The sequence below is a fragment of the Luteibacter sp. genome (assembly GCF_009912395.1).
GTDB lineage: Bacteria > Pseudomonadota > Gammaproteobacteria > Xanthomonadales > Rhodanobacteraceae > Luteibacter.
In genome coordinates this window covers 35,309-50,086 of sequence record NZ_WNDO01000013.1, presented here as the reverse complement: position 1 = coordinate 50,086, position 14,778 = coordinate 35,309, and the positions used below count along the sequence as shown (strand labels likewise).

The following is a 14,778-nucleotide window of genomic DNA, read 5'->3' as shown; positions in this document are numbered from 1 at the left end:
CGTCGCCACTCGCGTGGAGGCGATGTCGTCGTATCCGCCGTCACGGTATCGGTCGTCATTCGACTCAAGGATCAAGGGAACATGGATCTTCTGCGCTTCATCCTCCTGCTGCCCGTGCGCCTCGTGCGCGGCCTCTTCGGCCTGCTGGGTCGCCTGTTGCGGCCGATCTTCGGCAACATGGCCTGGTCCGCGCCCGCCTGGGTGCCCGCGACCGGGCAGGTCGCCCGTCGCCATCCCCTGAAGTTCGTGGGGACCCTCGCCGGCGTGCTGGCCCTGGCCGCGGCCGGCTGGTTCGGCTGGCACTGGTGGGAGAATCGCCCGCGTCCGGTGGAGCCCAACCGGATCACCTTCGAGGCTCCCGCGCCCGACATTTCCGATTATTCACGTACCCCGGTCACGATCCATCCCTTCACCGTCGTTTTCTCCGCGTCGGCCGCGAAGCTGGAGTCGCTGGGCAAGCCGGTGACCGACGGCATCGCGATGGACCCGAAGCTGCCCGGCCAATGGAGCTGGGAGAACGATCGCACGCTGAAGTTCGTTCCGGCCGGTGACTGGCCGGTGGGCCGCAAGGTCGACGTGCGCTTCGACAAGGCCAAGGTGTTCGCGCCGCATGTGCTGTTGGCCGATGATCATCTGAGCTTCAACACCGAGCCCTTCACGGCCCGTGTGGTCAATGGCGAGTTCTATCAGGACCCGCAGGACCCCACCCGCAAGAAGACGATCATCCAGGTCGGCTTCAACTATCCGGTGGACGCCGCCCAGTTCGAGAAGCGCATCGCGCTCGACCTGCGCGAGCGCGATGCCAAGCGTGGCGACACGCTGAAGTTCAGCGTCACCTACGACGAGCGCCGTCTCAACGCCTTCATTCATTCCCAGCCCTTGCAGCTGCCGCGCGATGACGGTTCGGTCGGCCTGAAGCTCGACGATGGCGTGACCAGCAGTCGTGGTGGTGGCGGCACCGAAAATGCGCTCGAGACCTCGGTCCGTGTGCCCGGCCTTTACAGCCTCAAGCTTGACGAGATGTCGGCCACCCTGGTCGACAACGAGCGCTACGAGCCCGAGCAGGTCGTGGTGATGAATTTCAGCGGCGAGGTCAGCGACGCCGAACTGGGCAAGCACCTGCGTGCCTGGATCGTGCCGGAATCGGCCCAGGTGTCCGCGAGCAGCATCGGCGAGGCCGATCTGCGCCAGTTCACCCCGCTCAAGCCCGAGGTGGTGCCGACCGAGAACGACTGGTCGCAGGCGCAGAGCTTCCGTTATCACGCGCAGCCCGGGCAGCGCATCTACGTGCGCGTCGAGAAGGGCATGACCTCGTTCGGCGGCTATGTGATGGCCAAGCCGCGCGTGGAGCTTCTCACCGTCCCGGACTACCCACGCCTGCTTCGTTTCATGGCCGATGGCGCGCTTCTATCGCTGTCGGGCGACCACCGCATCTCCGTGGTGTCGCGCAACATGCCCGGCATGCGCGTGGAGGTCGGTCGCGTGCTGCCCGACCAGCTCCAGCACTTGGTCACCCTCAATTCCGGCAGCTACGCCAAGCCGCAGATGTATGGCCTGAGCCCGGACAGCATCGTCGATCGCTTCGTGAAGAAGGTGAACTTCCCGGACGACGGCCCGGGCAAGGCCCATTACGAAGGCGTGGATCTCGGCCAGTATCTGGCCGCCGGCAAGCGCGGCGTGTTCCTTATCAAGCTGTCTGGCTACGACCAGAAAGAAGCGCAGGACCAGCTCGACGCCCGTCGCAAGGCTGCTCGCGAGGAAGCTGCGCGCCAGGCGGGTTCCGATCCGGACGCCGCGGCCGCGGCCGTGGAAGCCAGCGATGATGCAGGCACCCACTACGATTGGCCGCGCGACGAACGCCTTGTGGTCGTCACTGATTTGGGCGTGATCGCCAAGCGCTCGCAGGACGGCAGCCAGGATGTCTTCGTGCAGTCCATCCGTTCGGGGTCGCCGGTGGGTGGTGCCACGGTGTCCGTGATCGCGAAGAACGGCAGCACGTTGTTCACCCAGACCACGGGTGCCGACGGTCGCGCGCACTTCAGCAACCTCGGTGGCTTCGCGCACGACAAGACCGCGGAGATGTTCGTGGTGCGCCAGGGCGAGGATCTCTCCTTCCTGCCTGTGACCTCCTACGACCGCACGTTGGACTTCTCACGCTTCGACATCGGTGGCGAACCCAACGCGCATAGCCAGGGCCAGCTTTCCGGTTATCTGTTCTCCGATCGCGGCATCTACCGCCCGGGCGATCTGTTCCACATCGGCATGATCGTCCGCGCCAACAGCTGGTCGCGTAGCGTCGCGGGCATGCCGCTGATCGCCGAAGTGGTCGATCCCCGTGGCACCACGGTGCGCCAGCAGCCCGTGTCGATGGACCAGGCCGGCTTCGCCGAACTGGACTACACCACGGCCGAGACCTCGCCCACCGGCAACTGGACGGTCAACCTGTACATCGCGAAGGACGGCAAGCCGTACTCGCAGATCGGCAGCACTTCGGTGCAGGTCAAGGAGTTCCAGCCCGACCGCATGAAGGTCTCGGCGAAGCTCTCCACAGCCGTGGCCGAGGGCTGGACCAAGCCCGACAAGCTCAAGGCGCTGGTGGACGTGCAGAACCTGTTCGGCACGCCGGCCGCTGACCGTCGCGTGGAAGGCTCGCTCGTGCTGCGTCCCGCCTACCCGTCGTTCCCGAGCTATCGCGACTACCACTTCTACGACATCCGTCGCGCGAAGGAAGGTTTCGAGGAAAAACTCGCCGACGTGAAGACCGACGACAAGGGCCACGCCGAGTTCACGCTCGACCTGTCGCGCTACGCCGACGCCACCTACCAGCTCTATTTCCTGGCGAAGGCCTACGAGGCCGAGGGCGGCCGCAGCGTAGCCGCTGCGACGCAGGGCATGGTCTCGTCGAACGACTGGCTGGTGGGCTACAAGTCGGTGGACAACCTTGACTACGTGAGCCGTGACGCGAAGCGCACGGTGAATCTCGTCGCCATCGATCCGACGGCCAAGCGCATCGACCTGTCGGGTCTCAAGCAGGCCATCGTCGAGACGCGCTACGTCTCCGTGCTGACCAAGCAGGACTCGGGCGTCTTCAAGTACGAGTCCAAGGCCCGCGAATCGGTCGTGTCCGAAACGGCGCTGACGATCCCGGCCGCAGGCCTGGATGTCACGCTGCCCACCGACAAGCCGGGCAACTTCGCCCTGGTGGTGAAGAACGCCGACGGCAAGGAAGTGAATCGCGTAGCCTGGTCCGTCGCGGGTGACGGCAACGTGTCGCGCTCGCTGGAGCGCAACGCGGAGCTGCAGCTAAACCTGTCGAAGAAGGACTACGCGCAGGGCGAGGCAGTGGACATCGCGATCCGCGCCCCCTATCCGGGTAGTGGCCTGATCACCATCGAGCGCGACAAGGTCTACGCGCACGCCTGGTTCCATGCGGATACCACCAGCACCGTCCAGCACATCACCGTGCCCGCCGATTTCGAGGGCAACGGCTACATCAACGTGCAGTACGTGCGTGATCCGTCCTCGGACGAGATATTCATGAGCCCGCTGTCGTTCGGCGTGGTGCCGTTCTCGGTGAACATGGACGCGCGGCGCAACGCCATCGCGGTGGAGTCGCCGACGCTGGTCAAGCCGGGCGACACGGTGACCTTCCACGTGACCTCGCCGGTGCCCACGCGCGCCGTCGTGTTCGCGGTGGACGAAGGTATTCTTCAGGTCGCCCGCTACAAGTTGGGCGATCCGCTGCAGTATTTCTTCCGCAAGCGCATGCTGGAAGTCTCCACGTCGCAGATCCTCGACCTCATCATTCCGGACTTCCAGAAGCTGATGGCGATGGCCGCTCCCGGCGGCGACGCGGATGGCGCTATCGGTCGCCAGCTCAACCCGTTCCGCCGTAAGCGCGACAAGCCCGTGGCCTACTGGTCGGGCATCGTCGACGTGGATGGTTCGCGCGACCTTACCTACAAGGTGCCGGACTACTTCAACGGCAAGCTGCGTGTGATGGCGGTGAGCGTGTCGCCCGACACGATCGGTACCTTCGAAGGCGCCACCACGGTGCGTGGCGACTTTGTGCTCTCGCCCAACGTGCCCACCACCCTGGCGCCGGGCGATGAAGCCGAAATCAGCGTCGGCGTCGCGAACAACCTCACCGGGCTGGGCGGCAAGGACGTGCCGGTGGCGGTCACGCTGAAGACCGGTCCGCAGCTCCAGGTGGTCGGCGACGCCTCCAAGACCCTGACCCTTGGCGAGATGCGCGAGGGTGTGGCGATCTTCCGCGTGCGTGCCACCGACAAGCTCGGCTCCGGCAACCTCAGCTTCACCGCGGGCGCCAACGGCAAGTCGGCGAAACAGAGTGTGGACCTCTCGGTCCGTCCGGCCTCGCCCATGCGCACCGACCTGGCCTTCGGTCGTGTCGACGCGCATGCCCGTGGCGATGTCACGGCGCTGCGCGACATGCACGACGAATACGCACGTCGCGACGTGTCGTTCTCCACCGTGCCGGTCGTGCTGGCGCGTGGGCTGGCGGCCTACCTGGTCGACTTCCCGCACTACTGCACGGAGCAGGTCGTGAGCGCGGCGATGCCGGCACTGATCCTCGGCAAGCGTCCCGAGTTCGGCGACGTGAAGCCGGCGCAGATGTTCGACGGCGACAAGGCGCCTGCCGATCCGGTCGCCGCGCTGTTCGACGTGCTGCATGCGCGCCAGAACGGGCAGGGCGGTTTCGGCCTGTGGACGGCTACGCCGGATACGAACGTCTTCGTGACCGACTACGCGGTGCATTACCTGATCGAAGCCTCGGATCGCGGCGTCGCCATTCCGCGCGACATGCTGACCTCGGCCGACAATGCGCTCAAGCAGATCGCCGCCGACGACAGCGACGACTCGCTGCAAGCGATGCGCCAGCGCGCCTACGCGATCTACCTGCTGACCCGCCAGGGCAATGTCACTACCAACGATCTGGCCTCGGTACAGCGTCGCCTCCAGGACATGCATCCGAAGGAATGGAAGAACGACCTCGCGACCGCATGGCTGGCGGCGTCCTACCAACTGCTGCACCAGGATCGCCTTGCCGCGGACCTGATCGCGGGTCCGCGCAAGCTGCTTGCGCGCAAGGGCACCGACGAAGCGTATTCGTATGCCTCGTACTACGACCCGGCGATCCGCGATGCGACCGTGCTGTACCTGCTCGCCAAGCACTTCCCCGAGCAGGCCCGTGGTCTTCCGGCCGATACGGTGGACAACCTGGTCCGTCCACTGGGCAAGGGGCACTACAACACCTTGTCCTCGGGCATGATCATCCTGGCGCTCGATGCATGGGCGGCGCAGGCACCGGACGACGTGAGCAAGCTCAGCATCGGCTCGGTCGCGGCCGATGGCACTGTCACGCCGATCGGCGCACCGAAGGGCTCGCTGGTGGACGCGCACTGGAAGGCCGGCGCGCAGCGGTTGCGCTTGGTCAACGACGCCGACGCCTCCGCCTGGAACGGCGTGGCCCAGGCCGGCTTCGATCGCAAACCGTCGACGCAGACGCGCAAGGACGGCATCGAGGTCACCCGCTCGTACACCGATACGAAGGGCAAGGCGGTGGACACGGTGTCGGTGGGTGACGAGATCGACGTGCACCTGCGCATTCGCTCTACCCGCAATGACGAAGTCTCCGACGTGGCCATCGTCGATCTCCTGCCAGGCGGCTTCGAGCCGGTACTCAACACCGAACCGCCGGCCGACGCGCCATCGAGCGACGAAGCGGTGTCGTCGACCGATAGCGACGTCACGACGGATCAGGGTGACGGGTCGGAAGCAGAGGGCGAAGGCGAAGCCGACGAAACGCCTGCGTGGCGTTCCCCGATCGGCACCTCGGCGTCCACCTGGTCGCTTGACTATGCGGACGTACGCGAGGATCGCGTCGTGGTCTACGGCGTCGCCACGACGGACGTCGCGGAGTTCGTGTACCGCATCAAGGCCACCAACGCCGGCAAGTTCATCATTCCGCCGGCGCTGGCCCAGTCGCTGTACGACACGAGCGCCCAGGCCACGGCCCCGGGCGGCGGCACGATCACGGTGGAAAGAAAGCCGTAACCCTGTAGGAGCGCGCTTGCGCGCGATCGCGCTCCTACAGATACGCCATCCAATGAAACGCCTGCTCCGCATCAAATGGCACAACGCCCTCGTGGCGTTGTTGTTGCTCGCCGCGATTCCCGTCGGGTTTCGCCTGTGGCCGCATGAGCCGCTACGCGCGTGGTTCCCGTCGTCCACGGCGGTCTACGATGCCGATGGCCGGCTGTTGCGGCTCACGCTCGCCAGTGACGACCGCTACCGTCTCTGGGTGCCGTTGAAGGACATCTCGCCCGCGCTGGTCGATGGCGTGCTGTTGCACGAAGACCGCTGGTTCCGCTGGCATCCAGGTGTCTCGGCATGGGGCCTGATGCGCGGCGCGTGGATGACCTACGTCCGCCATGGCAACCCGCAAGGTGGCTCCACCCTCACCATGCAGCTTGCCCGCCTGATCTGGCATCTGGACACGCGAAGCCCGGGCGGCAAGTTCGTGCAGGCCATGCGCGCGGTGCAGCTGGAGTTGCAGTACTCCAAGCACGACATCCTGGAGGCCTACCTCAACGCCGCGCCCTACGGCCGCAACGTGGAGGGCGCTGGCGCGGCGAGCCTTGCCTACTTCGGCAAGGCGCCCGCGAAACTCAGCCTGCCCGAGGCACTCACGCTCGCCGTGATTCCACAGGAGCCGGCGCGCGGCCTTCCCGGCAACGTGGGTGGCAACAGCGTCATCGACAACGCGCTCAAGGTCTCGCGCGATCGCCTCTTCGCACGCTGGGTGAAGGCCCACCCCGCCGACGCATCGTCTCGCGCGCTGTTCGACCTTCCGCTGCGCCTGCGCCCGTTGTCGCGCCTGCCGTTCGAAGCACCGCACTTTGTCGAGCAGGTGCTCGCCGAGCGACGCATCGACGGCGACGACGACATGCGCGTGACGACGACACTCGACCTCGGCCTGCAGCACAGCCTCGAACGGCAGGTCCGCCAGTACGTCGCCCGTTCGGGCGATCGCGGTATCCGCAACGCCGCGGCGATCCTGATCGATACGCGCGACATGGGGGTCAAGGCCATGGTGGGCTCGGCGGATTACTTCGATTCGTCGATCTTCGGCCAGGTCAACGGCACGCTGGCGAAGCGCTCGCCGGGCTCCACGCTGAAGCCCTTCATCTACGCCCTGGGCTTCGACCAGGGTCTGTTGCATCCGGAGACCATGCTGCGCGACGTGCCGTCGTCCTTCGGTCCCTACACGCCGGAAAACTTCGACGGTCATTTCCTGGGCCCCATCACGGTGACCCAGGCACTGGTACGCAGCCGCAACATCCCGGCGGTGCAGGTCGCCTCGCGACTGTCTAATCCGAGCCTGTACCAATTCCTTCGCGATGCCGGCGTGTCGCGCATGGCCAGCGAGAAGCACTATGGCCTCGCGCTGGTGCTGGGCGGTGGCGAGGTGACGATGCAGGAACTGGGCGGCCTCTACGCGATGCTCGCCAATCGCGGTGAACTGCGTCCTCTCCGCTTGCTTGCCGGCACGCCGCGCACGAAGGGCACGCGCCTGCTCAGCGAGGAGGCGAGCTTCATGGTCATGGACATGCTCCGGCAGAATCCGCGACCGGACGATGCGGTGGCGGCGCAGCCGTCGCGCTTGCCGCTTTACTGGAAGACGGGCACGTCATGGAGCTTTCGTGACGCGTGGACCGCAGGAAGTTTCGGTCCCTATGTGCTCGTCGTCTGGATCGGCAACTTCGACGGCTCGGGCAATCCGGCCTTCGTCGGTGTGGACGCCGCGGCGCCTTTGTTCTTCCGTATCGCCGACGCGCTGCGCGCCGAACGTCCGGGCTTGGCCGAACCCGTGCGCCGCAATCCGCCCAACCTGCACCGAGTGCCGATCTGCCTCGCCAGCGGCGACCTGCCCAATGCCTGGTGCCCCCAGGTGGGCAGTACCTGGTTCATACCGGGCAAGTCGCCCATCCGGGTCAGTACCGTGCATCGACCCGTCATCGTCGACACGCAGACGGGCAAGCCGGCCTGTCCTCCTTACGATCCGCGTACCACGCGGACCGAGGTGTACGAGTATTGGCCCTCCGATCTCGCGCGCGTGTTCGCCCAGGCAGGCATGCCTCGGCGTGTGCCTCCCCCTCTGCCGGACTGCCAGGGCGGCGGCCAGCTTGCCGGCGATCCGCCGAAGATCACCTCGCCGCTGAAGGGCAGTACCTACCAGATACGGGTATCCCGCCTTGGCAGCGAGAAGATTTCCTTCACCGCGACCAGCGACGCCAGCGCACGCACGCTGTACTGGTTCGTCGACGATGCCTACCTGGGCAGTGTGCCCAGTGGCCAGGTGCTGATGTGGGCGCCGGAGCGCACGGGGCGCTTCCTGGTTCGCGTGGTGGACGACCAGGGGCGCAGCGATTCGCGCGAGCTGGGCGTGGGTGCCGTGGAGTAGCGAGCGCATCAATCTATATGTGTATTCGGCAACGGCAGTTCAGCCGGCCTCGAAAATCGTCGATAAGGACGACCGTCATAGAGCGCTGGGGGTCGCCATGGCCATCGACATCATCGCCGGGATCCGAGGCCTGTTCGGCGGATCCTCGGACGACATACGCGGCAAGCTGGATGCGATAAATCGTACCCAGGCCGTCATCGAATTCGCCCTGGACGGCACCATCCTTGCGGCCAATCGCAATTTCCTGGATGCCATGGGCTATCAGGAAGGCGAGGTCGTGGGCCAGCACCACCGGATCTTCGTCGATGCGGAAGAAGCCGCGTCGCCGGAGTACGCCGCCTTCTGGGAACGCCTGGGCTCCGGCCAGCCGGATGTCGGCCTGTATCGGCGTCGGGGTGCGGACGGTCGGGAGGTCTGGATCCAGGCCAGCTACAACCCGGTACTGGATCGCCGGGGCCGGCCGATGAAGGTGGTGAAGTTCGCCACCGACGTCACCGAGCAGCGCCTGCGCACGGCCGACATGGAAGGACGGCTCGCGGCGATCGACAAGGCACAGGCCGTGGTCAGCTTCACCCTGGACGGGATCATCCTGGAGGCCAACGACAATTTCCTCGCCACCATGGGCTACAGCCGTGACGAGGTGATCGGCCAGCACCACCGCATGTTCGTGGACCCGACGGATCGGGAAAGTCATGAATACCGGGAGTTCTGGGAAAAGCTGGGCCGAGGCGAATACGACTCGGCGCTGTATCGTCGCGTCGACCGCCGTGGCCGGGAGGTCTGGATCCAGGGCAGCTATAACCCGATCCTCGACATGGCCGGGCGTCCCTTCAAGGTGGTGAAGTACGCCACCGACGTCACGGCGCAGACCCGGGCCACGCGCACCTTGCACGCTTCGCTGGCGGAGTTGGCCGATACGGTGCCCGCCATCGCCGAACAGGCGCGCATCACCAATGCCCTGGCCAACGAAGCCAGCCGCTCAGCCACCGATGGCGGAGCGCTCGTGGAAGCGGTGATCGCCACGATGTCGGCCATCCAGGCCGGCGCCCACGACATCGCGGAGATCGTGGGATTGATCGACTCCATCGCCTTCCAGACGAATATCCTCGCGCTCAACGCGGCTATCGAGGCGGCGCGCTCCGGCGTGCACGGCAAGGGTTTCGCCGTGGTGGCCCAGGAAGTACGGATGCTTTCGCAACGCAGCGCCGATTCCGCCCGTGACATTCGCGCGTTGATCGAGCGCACGCTGGAACGCGTACAGGAAGGCAACGACCGCAGCGGAGAGGCGGGCGCCGCCATGCGCGACATCGTCGCGTCGGTGACGACCCTCCTGGATCGCGTGTCCGATGTCGCGCAAGCCACGAATACACAGGCAGGTGGCATCGATACCGTACGGCGAGCCGTGGCCGAACTGGCCTGAAAACACCTCAGCGCTTGCCGCGCTCGGCCATGTAGAGACGGATTTCATCCTCGGCCAGTGCGGCGAGGGCGCGCATGCCGGTGGACTGGGTGTCGTCCAGGCGTCGTGGCCGGCTGTCGAAGACGCAGAGCGTGCCGATCGCGTGGCCGTCCGGTGTGCGCAGCGGGTATCCCGCGTAGAAGCGGATGTGCGGATCGCCGGTTACCATCGGGTTGTCGCGAAAACGTGCGTCCTGGCGGGCATCCTCCACGTTCATCGGCGCGCTGCCCATGATCGCGTGGCTGCAGAAGGCCCATTCGCGCGGTGTTTCGGCCAGGGGCGTGCCAAAGCGGGACTTGAACCACTGGCGGCGCGCGGTGAGCAGGGAGAGCAGGGCGACCGGGGATCCGGTGAGCTGCGCGGCCAGCCAGGTGATGCGATCGAAGGCGTCGTCGGGAGGCGTATCGAGCAGGCCCGTGCGCGCGACGGCCCGCAACCGTGCCGCCTCGTTGTCGGGCATCGGATAGGCGGGGTCTCGGTCGGGGCGCAATTCCGCCGACCACGGGGCTCCGCCGTCAGTGGAGCGTGCCGTGCGTTCCTCGAGCAGGGCGAGCACTGCGCTGCGTCGCATGCGGCGATGGCCACCGGGCGTCTTCCATGATTCGATCGCGCCGCTCTCGACTCACTTCTGTGCCGTGCTGATGGAGATGCCAAGCAGGCGCGCCGCATCGCGCGTGGTGATGGCGGGGTCGTCGGAAGGCGTGTTGTCGTGTCTGACCAAGAGTCGGGCATACGTTGGGATAACGAATCGACGCTAACACACGCTTGTCTTCGTTGTGCCAAGCCTGGGTTTACGAAATCAACGTTCGTGAAAGCCAGATTTCGCGAACGGACGACGAAGCATGGGATATCGCTATGCGCTTTCCGCCGGGAGTCCCTCCATGCCTTCGTTAGCCACCTATCCGAGCCTCGCCGACCGTAACGTTATCGTTACAGGGGGCGCGAGTGGCATCGGCGAGTCGTTTGTCGGACATTTCGTCGCGCAGGGCGCGCGTGTCGCCTTCCTCGACACGGCCGAAGACGCCGGGCACCGGCTTGCGGAGCGCTTGTCCGACGCGCGGCACGCACCGATATTCCTGCCTTGCGACCTCACGGATATCGCCGCGCTGCGCGATGCCGTAGCCCATGTGCGCGCCACCTTCGGCCCGGTGGACGTACTGGTGAACAATGCCGCCAACGACGTGCGCCACGACTTCGCGCAGACCACGGTGGAGGAATTCGACCGCAGCGTCGCGACGAATCTTCGCCATCAGTATTTTGCGACGCAGGCCGTTTTGCCGGATATGCGCAGCCGTGGTGGTGGCTCGATCATCTGCCTCGGCTCGACGGGATGGATGAAGAAGAACGCGGGCTATCCGATGTATGCGATGGCCAAGGCGGCGGTGGAGGGCTTCGTGTTCGGCATGGCGCGCGAGCTGGGTCGCGACCGCATTCGCATCAACTGCCTTGTGCCTGGGTGGGTCATCACGGAGAAGCAGCAGCGCCTCTGGCTTGACGAGGCGGGCGAGGACGAGATCCGTCGTGTGCAATGCCTGCCCGGTCACTTGATGCCGGAAGACCTCGCGCGTGCAGCGCTGTTCCTCGCCGCTGACGACAGCCGTATGTGCACGGGACAGAACATCATCGTGGATGGTGGATGGGTCTGAACCATCGCCGCGACGATCACCGTCGCCAGACGCGCCGACGACGGAACGAACACATGACGGGGCATCCAATTCCGAGAACCCTTTCACATTCCTGAAGGTTCCAGACCCATGGATACCGCAGTCAAACAAGAGGTCGACACCGCCCATCCCAAGGCGGCGATCGTCACTACCTGTATTCTTGCCGCGCTGGCGGGCCTCATGTTCGGCCTCGACATCGGCGTGATTTCCGGCGCGACCCAATTCATCCAGGCCGAGTTCAAAATCAGCGACCACATGATCGAGTGGATCGTCAGCTCAATGATGGCGGGCGCAGCCGTTGGTGCGCTCGGCGCGGGCTGGATGTCCTCGTCCCTGGGACGCAAGCGTTCGCTGATTCTGGCGGGCGTCTTATTCATCGCCGGCTCGCTGTTCTGTGCCTTGGCGGGGTCGCCCGAGATCCTGATCGTGGCGCGCTTCGTGCTCGGCCTCGCCATCGGTGTCGCGACGTTCACCGCGCCGCTCTATCTGGCTGAAGTAGCACCGGAACGCATCCGCGGCGCGATGATCTCGACCTACCAGCTGATGATCACCACCGGCATCCTGCTGGCCTTCCTCTCCGATACGGCATTCAGCAGCTCGGGCAACTGGCGCTGGATGCTTGGCGTGATTGCCGTGCCTGGCGTGCTCTTCCTCCTTGGTCTGTTCTTCCTGCCCGACAGCCCTCGCTGGCTGTTGCTGAAAGGACGTCGCAAGGACGCGCAGATCGTACTCGCGAAGCTGCGCGGCGACGAGAAAGTGGTGGACAAGGAGATCGCCGATATCGAGGAGCAGCTGAAGACCAAGCAGCACGGCTGGAGCATGTTCACCGAGAATTCCAACTTCCGTCGCTCCGTCGGCCTCGGCGTGCTCTTGCAGGCCGTGCAGCAGTTCACCGGTATGAACGTGGTGATGTATTACGCGCCGCGCATCTTCAAGGACATGGGCTACGACACGCAGGCGCAGATGTGGTTCACCGCCGCCGTCGGTTTGACCAATGTGCTCGCCACGCTGATCGCCTTCGGCCTGGTCGACCGTCTCGGTCGCAAGCCAATCCTCTATGTCGGCTTCACCATCATGGCGATCGGCCTGGGCGTGGTCGGCACGATGATGGGCATCGGCATCCATACGCACGCCCAGCAGTTCTTCACCGTTGGCATGCTGCTGCTCTTCATCGTCGGCTTCGCCATGTCGGCGGGCCCGCTGATCTGGACGCTGTGTTCCGAGGTGCAGCCGCTGAAGGGCCGCGACTTCGGTATCGCCTGTTCCACCTTCACCAACTGGGTGACCAACATGATCGTCGGCGCGACCTTCCTGAGCCTGCTCAGCGGCATCGGCAACGCCCAGACCTTCTGGCTCTACGCCGCGCTCAATGCCGTCTTCATCTTCATCACCTTCTGGCTGGTGCCGGAGACCAAGGGGGTGACGCTGGAGCAGATCGAGCGGAACCTGATGAGCGGCAAGCCACTGCGCAAGATCGGTCGTTGAGGTTCACGAATCGCGGATGCGATCCGCTCCCACCCCTTGGGTAGAGACTTCGCTACCAGCGGGTGGGAGCGGATCGCATCCGCGATTAAGGGCTAGAATCGGTGGCTCGCAATCCAGAACGCCACCGTCATGCGCAATCCCCTCCAGGAACAGCTCCTCAAGGCCGGCCTCGTCAAGAAGGACAAGGCCGCCAAGATCGTCCGCGACCAGGCCAAGCAGCGCCAGGGCAAGGCTCCGGCCGCCCCGGTGGAGGACAAGGTCGACACCCGCCAGCTCCAGGCCGAACGCGCCGAGCGCGACCGGGCTCTCGCCGCCGAGCGCAACGCCAAAGCCCGGGCCAAGGAAATCCGCGCCCAGGTGAAGCAGATCGTGGAAGTCACCCGGGTCAAGCGCGAAGGCGAGATCGCTTACCGTTTCACCGATGGCGAGCGCATCGCCAGCGTCCTGGTCAACGAGGCCCAACGCGGCCAGCTGGCGGCAGGCATGCTGGCCATCGTCCGCCATGGCGATGGCTACGAACTCGTGCCGCGCATCGCCGCCGACAAGATCCACCATCGTGCGCCCGACCTGATCGTCCTCGACCACGGCCGGAAAGAGGGCGATCCCCTGCCGCCGGACGATGACGACGAGTTCTACAAGCAGTTCGTCGTTCCCGACGATCTGGTCTGGTAACGCCCGTGGCCATCCTCGTCACGGGAAGCGCAGGTCATCTTGGCGAGGCCCTGGTACGTCGCCTTCGCGCGGACGGTCGTGCGGTGCGCGGCGTGGACATCAAGCCGTCGGCCTGGACGGACCATGTCGGCTCCATCGCCGACGAGGCGTTCGTCCGTGAAGCAATGCATGGCGTGGATGCCGTGATCCACAGCGCCACGCTGCACAAGCCACATGTCGCCACGCACAGCAAGCGCCAGTTCGTCGACACGAACGTCGCCGGCACGGTCGCCCTGCTGGAAGCCGCCGTGGCCCATGGCGTGCGCGCCTTCGTCTTCACCAGCACCACCAGTGCGTTCGGCGCGGCGCTCTCGCCTGCACCGGGCGAGCCGGCGGCGTGGATCGACGAGGACGTGGCGCCGATTCCCAAGAACATCTACGGCGCGACGAAGATCGCCGCCGAAGGCATGTGCGAACTCGTCGCGCGCAAGGACAAACTACCCACGCTCGTGCTGCGCACCTCGCGGTTCTTTCCCGAAGACGACGATAACGCCGGCGTGCGCGCCGAGTTCGACTCGGTGAACATGCAGGCGAACGAGCTGCTCTATCGCCGTGCGGACATCGAGGACATCGTCGAGGCGCACCTGCTCGCCGTGGAGCGCGCCCCCGCGTTGCGCTTCGGTCGCTATATCGTGTCCGCGCCGACGCCTTTCCATCGTGCCGATGTCGCCGCCTTGCGTGCCGACGCGCCGGCCGTGGTGCGTCGCCTGTTTCCCGATGTCGATGCGCTGTACGCCTCGCGCGGCTGGAAACTCTTGCCGTCGCTGGATCGCGTGTACGACAGCTCGCGTGCCGTGCGCGATCTTGGCTGGACGCCGAAGCGGGACTTTGCCTTCGTGTTGGACTGCCTGCGCCGCGGCGAGGACTTCCGCAGCGACATGGCCCGCGCCATCGGCAAGAAGGGCTACCACGACGAGGTGTTCGAGGTGGGCCCCTACCCCGTGTAGGAGCGCGCTTGCGCGCGACCCATC

The 14,778-nt window shown here is 65.7% G+C and carries 8 protein-coding genes; 7 read left to right on the top strand and 1 reads right to left on the bottom strand.

The window, feature by feature from the left end:
* Positions 1 to 81 precede the first annotated feature (81 nt).
* The 3 genes from GAK28_RS12975 (at position 82) to GAK28_RS12965 (ending at position 9,908) form a co-directional block, all read left to right on the top strand.
* On the top strand, positions 82 to 6,078 hold the full coding sequence (locus tag GAK28_RS12975) for an alpha-2-macroglobulin (RefSeq protein WP_291779625.1): 5,997 nt from the start codon (positions 82 to 84) through the stop codon (positions 6,076 to 6,078).
* A 52-nt stretch (positions 6,079 to 6,130) separates the two neighbouring features.
* The gene (pbpC, locus tag GAK28_RS12970; protein WP_291779622.1) at positions 6,131 to 8,488 is read left to right on the top strand and encodes a penicillin-binding protein 1C; all 2,358 of its coding nucleotides are present in this window, start codon (positions 6,131 to 6,133) and stop codon (positions 8,486 to 8,488) included.
* Between the two features lie 97 nt (positions 8,489 to 8,585).
* Positions 8,586 to 9,908: a PAS domain-containing methyl-accepting chemotaxis protein gene (locus GAK28_RS12965; RefSeq protein ID WP_291779619.1), complete on the top strand. Its 1,323-nt coding sequence runs from the start codon at positions 8,586 to 8,588 to the stop codon at positions 9,906 to 9,908.
* Between the two features lie 7 nt (positions 9,909 to 9,915).
* On the opposite strand, the gene GAK28_RS12960 is transcribed toward GAK28_RS12965, so the two are convergent.
* Complete coding sequence (locus tag GAK28_RS12960; RefSeq protein ID WP_291779616.1) at positions 9,916 to 10,518, bottom strand: GAF domain-containing protein; 603 nt, start codon at positions 10,516 to 10,518, stop codon at positions 9,916 to 9,918.
* Between the two features lie 310 nt (positions 10,519 to 10,828).
* Here GAK28_RS12960 and GAK28_RS12955 point away from each other — a divergent pair, with 310 nt between their 5' ends.
* From GAK28_RS12955 to GAK28_RS12940, 4 genes are all read left to right on the top strand, one after another.
* Positions 10,829 to 11,593: an SDR family oxidoreductase gene (locus tag GAK28_RS12955; RefSeq protein WP_291779613.1), complete on the top strand. Its 765-nt coding sequence runs from the start codon at positions 10,829 to 10,831 to the stop codon at positions 11,591 to 11,593.
* A 108-nt stretch (positions 11,594 to 11,701) separates the two neighbouring features.
* Positions 11,702 to 13,096, top strand: coding sequence for a sugar porter family MFS transporter (locus GAK28_RS12950; protein ID WP_291779611.1), 1,395 nt, complete (start codon positions 11,702 to 11,704; stop codon positions 13,094 to 13,096).
* 129 nt (positions 13,097 to 13,225) lie between these two features.
* Positions 13,226 to 13,768, top strand: a complete 543-nt coding sequence (locus tag GAK28_RS12945) for a DUF2058 domain-containing protein (protein ID WP_291779609.1) — start codon at positions 13,226 to 13,228, stop codon at positions 13,766 to 13,768.
* A gap of 5 nt (positions 13,769 to 13,773) precedes the next feature.
* Positions 13,774 to 14,754, top strand: coding sequence for an NAD(P)-dependent oxidoreductase (locus GAK28_RS12940; protein WP_291779606.1), 981 nt, complete (start codon positions 13,774 to 13,776; stop codon positions 14,752 to 14,754).
* Positions 14,755 to 14,778: the final 24 nt, after the last annotated feature.

Coding starts and splice junctions, on each gene's coding strand:
- GAK28_RS12975 (WP_291779625.1), top strand. CDS start 82: ATGGATCTTCTGCGCTTCATCCTCCTGCTGCCCGTGCGCCTCGTGCGC.
- pbpC (WP_291779622.1), top strand. CDS start 6,131: ATGAAACGCCTGCTCCGCATCAAATGGCACAACGCCCTCGTGGCGTTG.
- GAK28_RS12965 (WP_291779619.1), top strand. CDS start 8,586: ATGGCCATCGACATCATCGCCGGGATCCGAGGCCTGTTCGGCGGATCC.
- GAK28_RS12960 (WP_291779616.1), bottom strand. CDS start 10,518: ATGCGACGCAGCGCAGTGCTCGCCCTGCTCGAGGAACGCACGGCACGC.
- GAK28_RS12955 (WP_291779613.1), top strand. CDS start 10,829: ATGCCTTCGTTAGCCACCTATCCGAGCCTCGCCGACCGTAACGTTATC.
- GAK28_RS12950 (WP_291779611.1), top strand. CDS start 11,702: ATGGATACCGCAGTCAAACAAGAGGTCGACACCGCCCATCCCAAGGCG.
- GAK28_RS12945 (WP_291779609.1), top strand. CDS start 13,226: ATGCGCAATCCCCTCCAGGAACAGCTCCTCAAGGCCGGCCTCGTCAAG.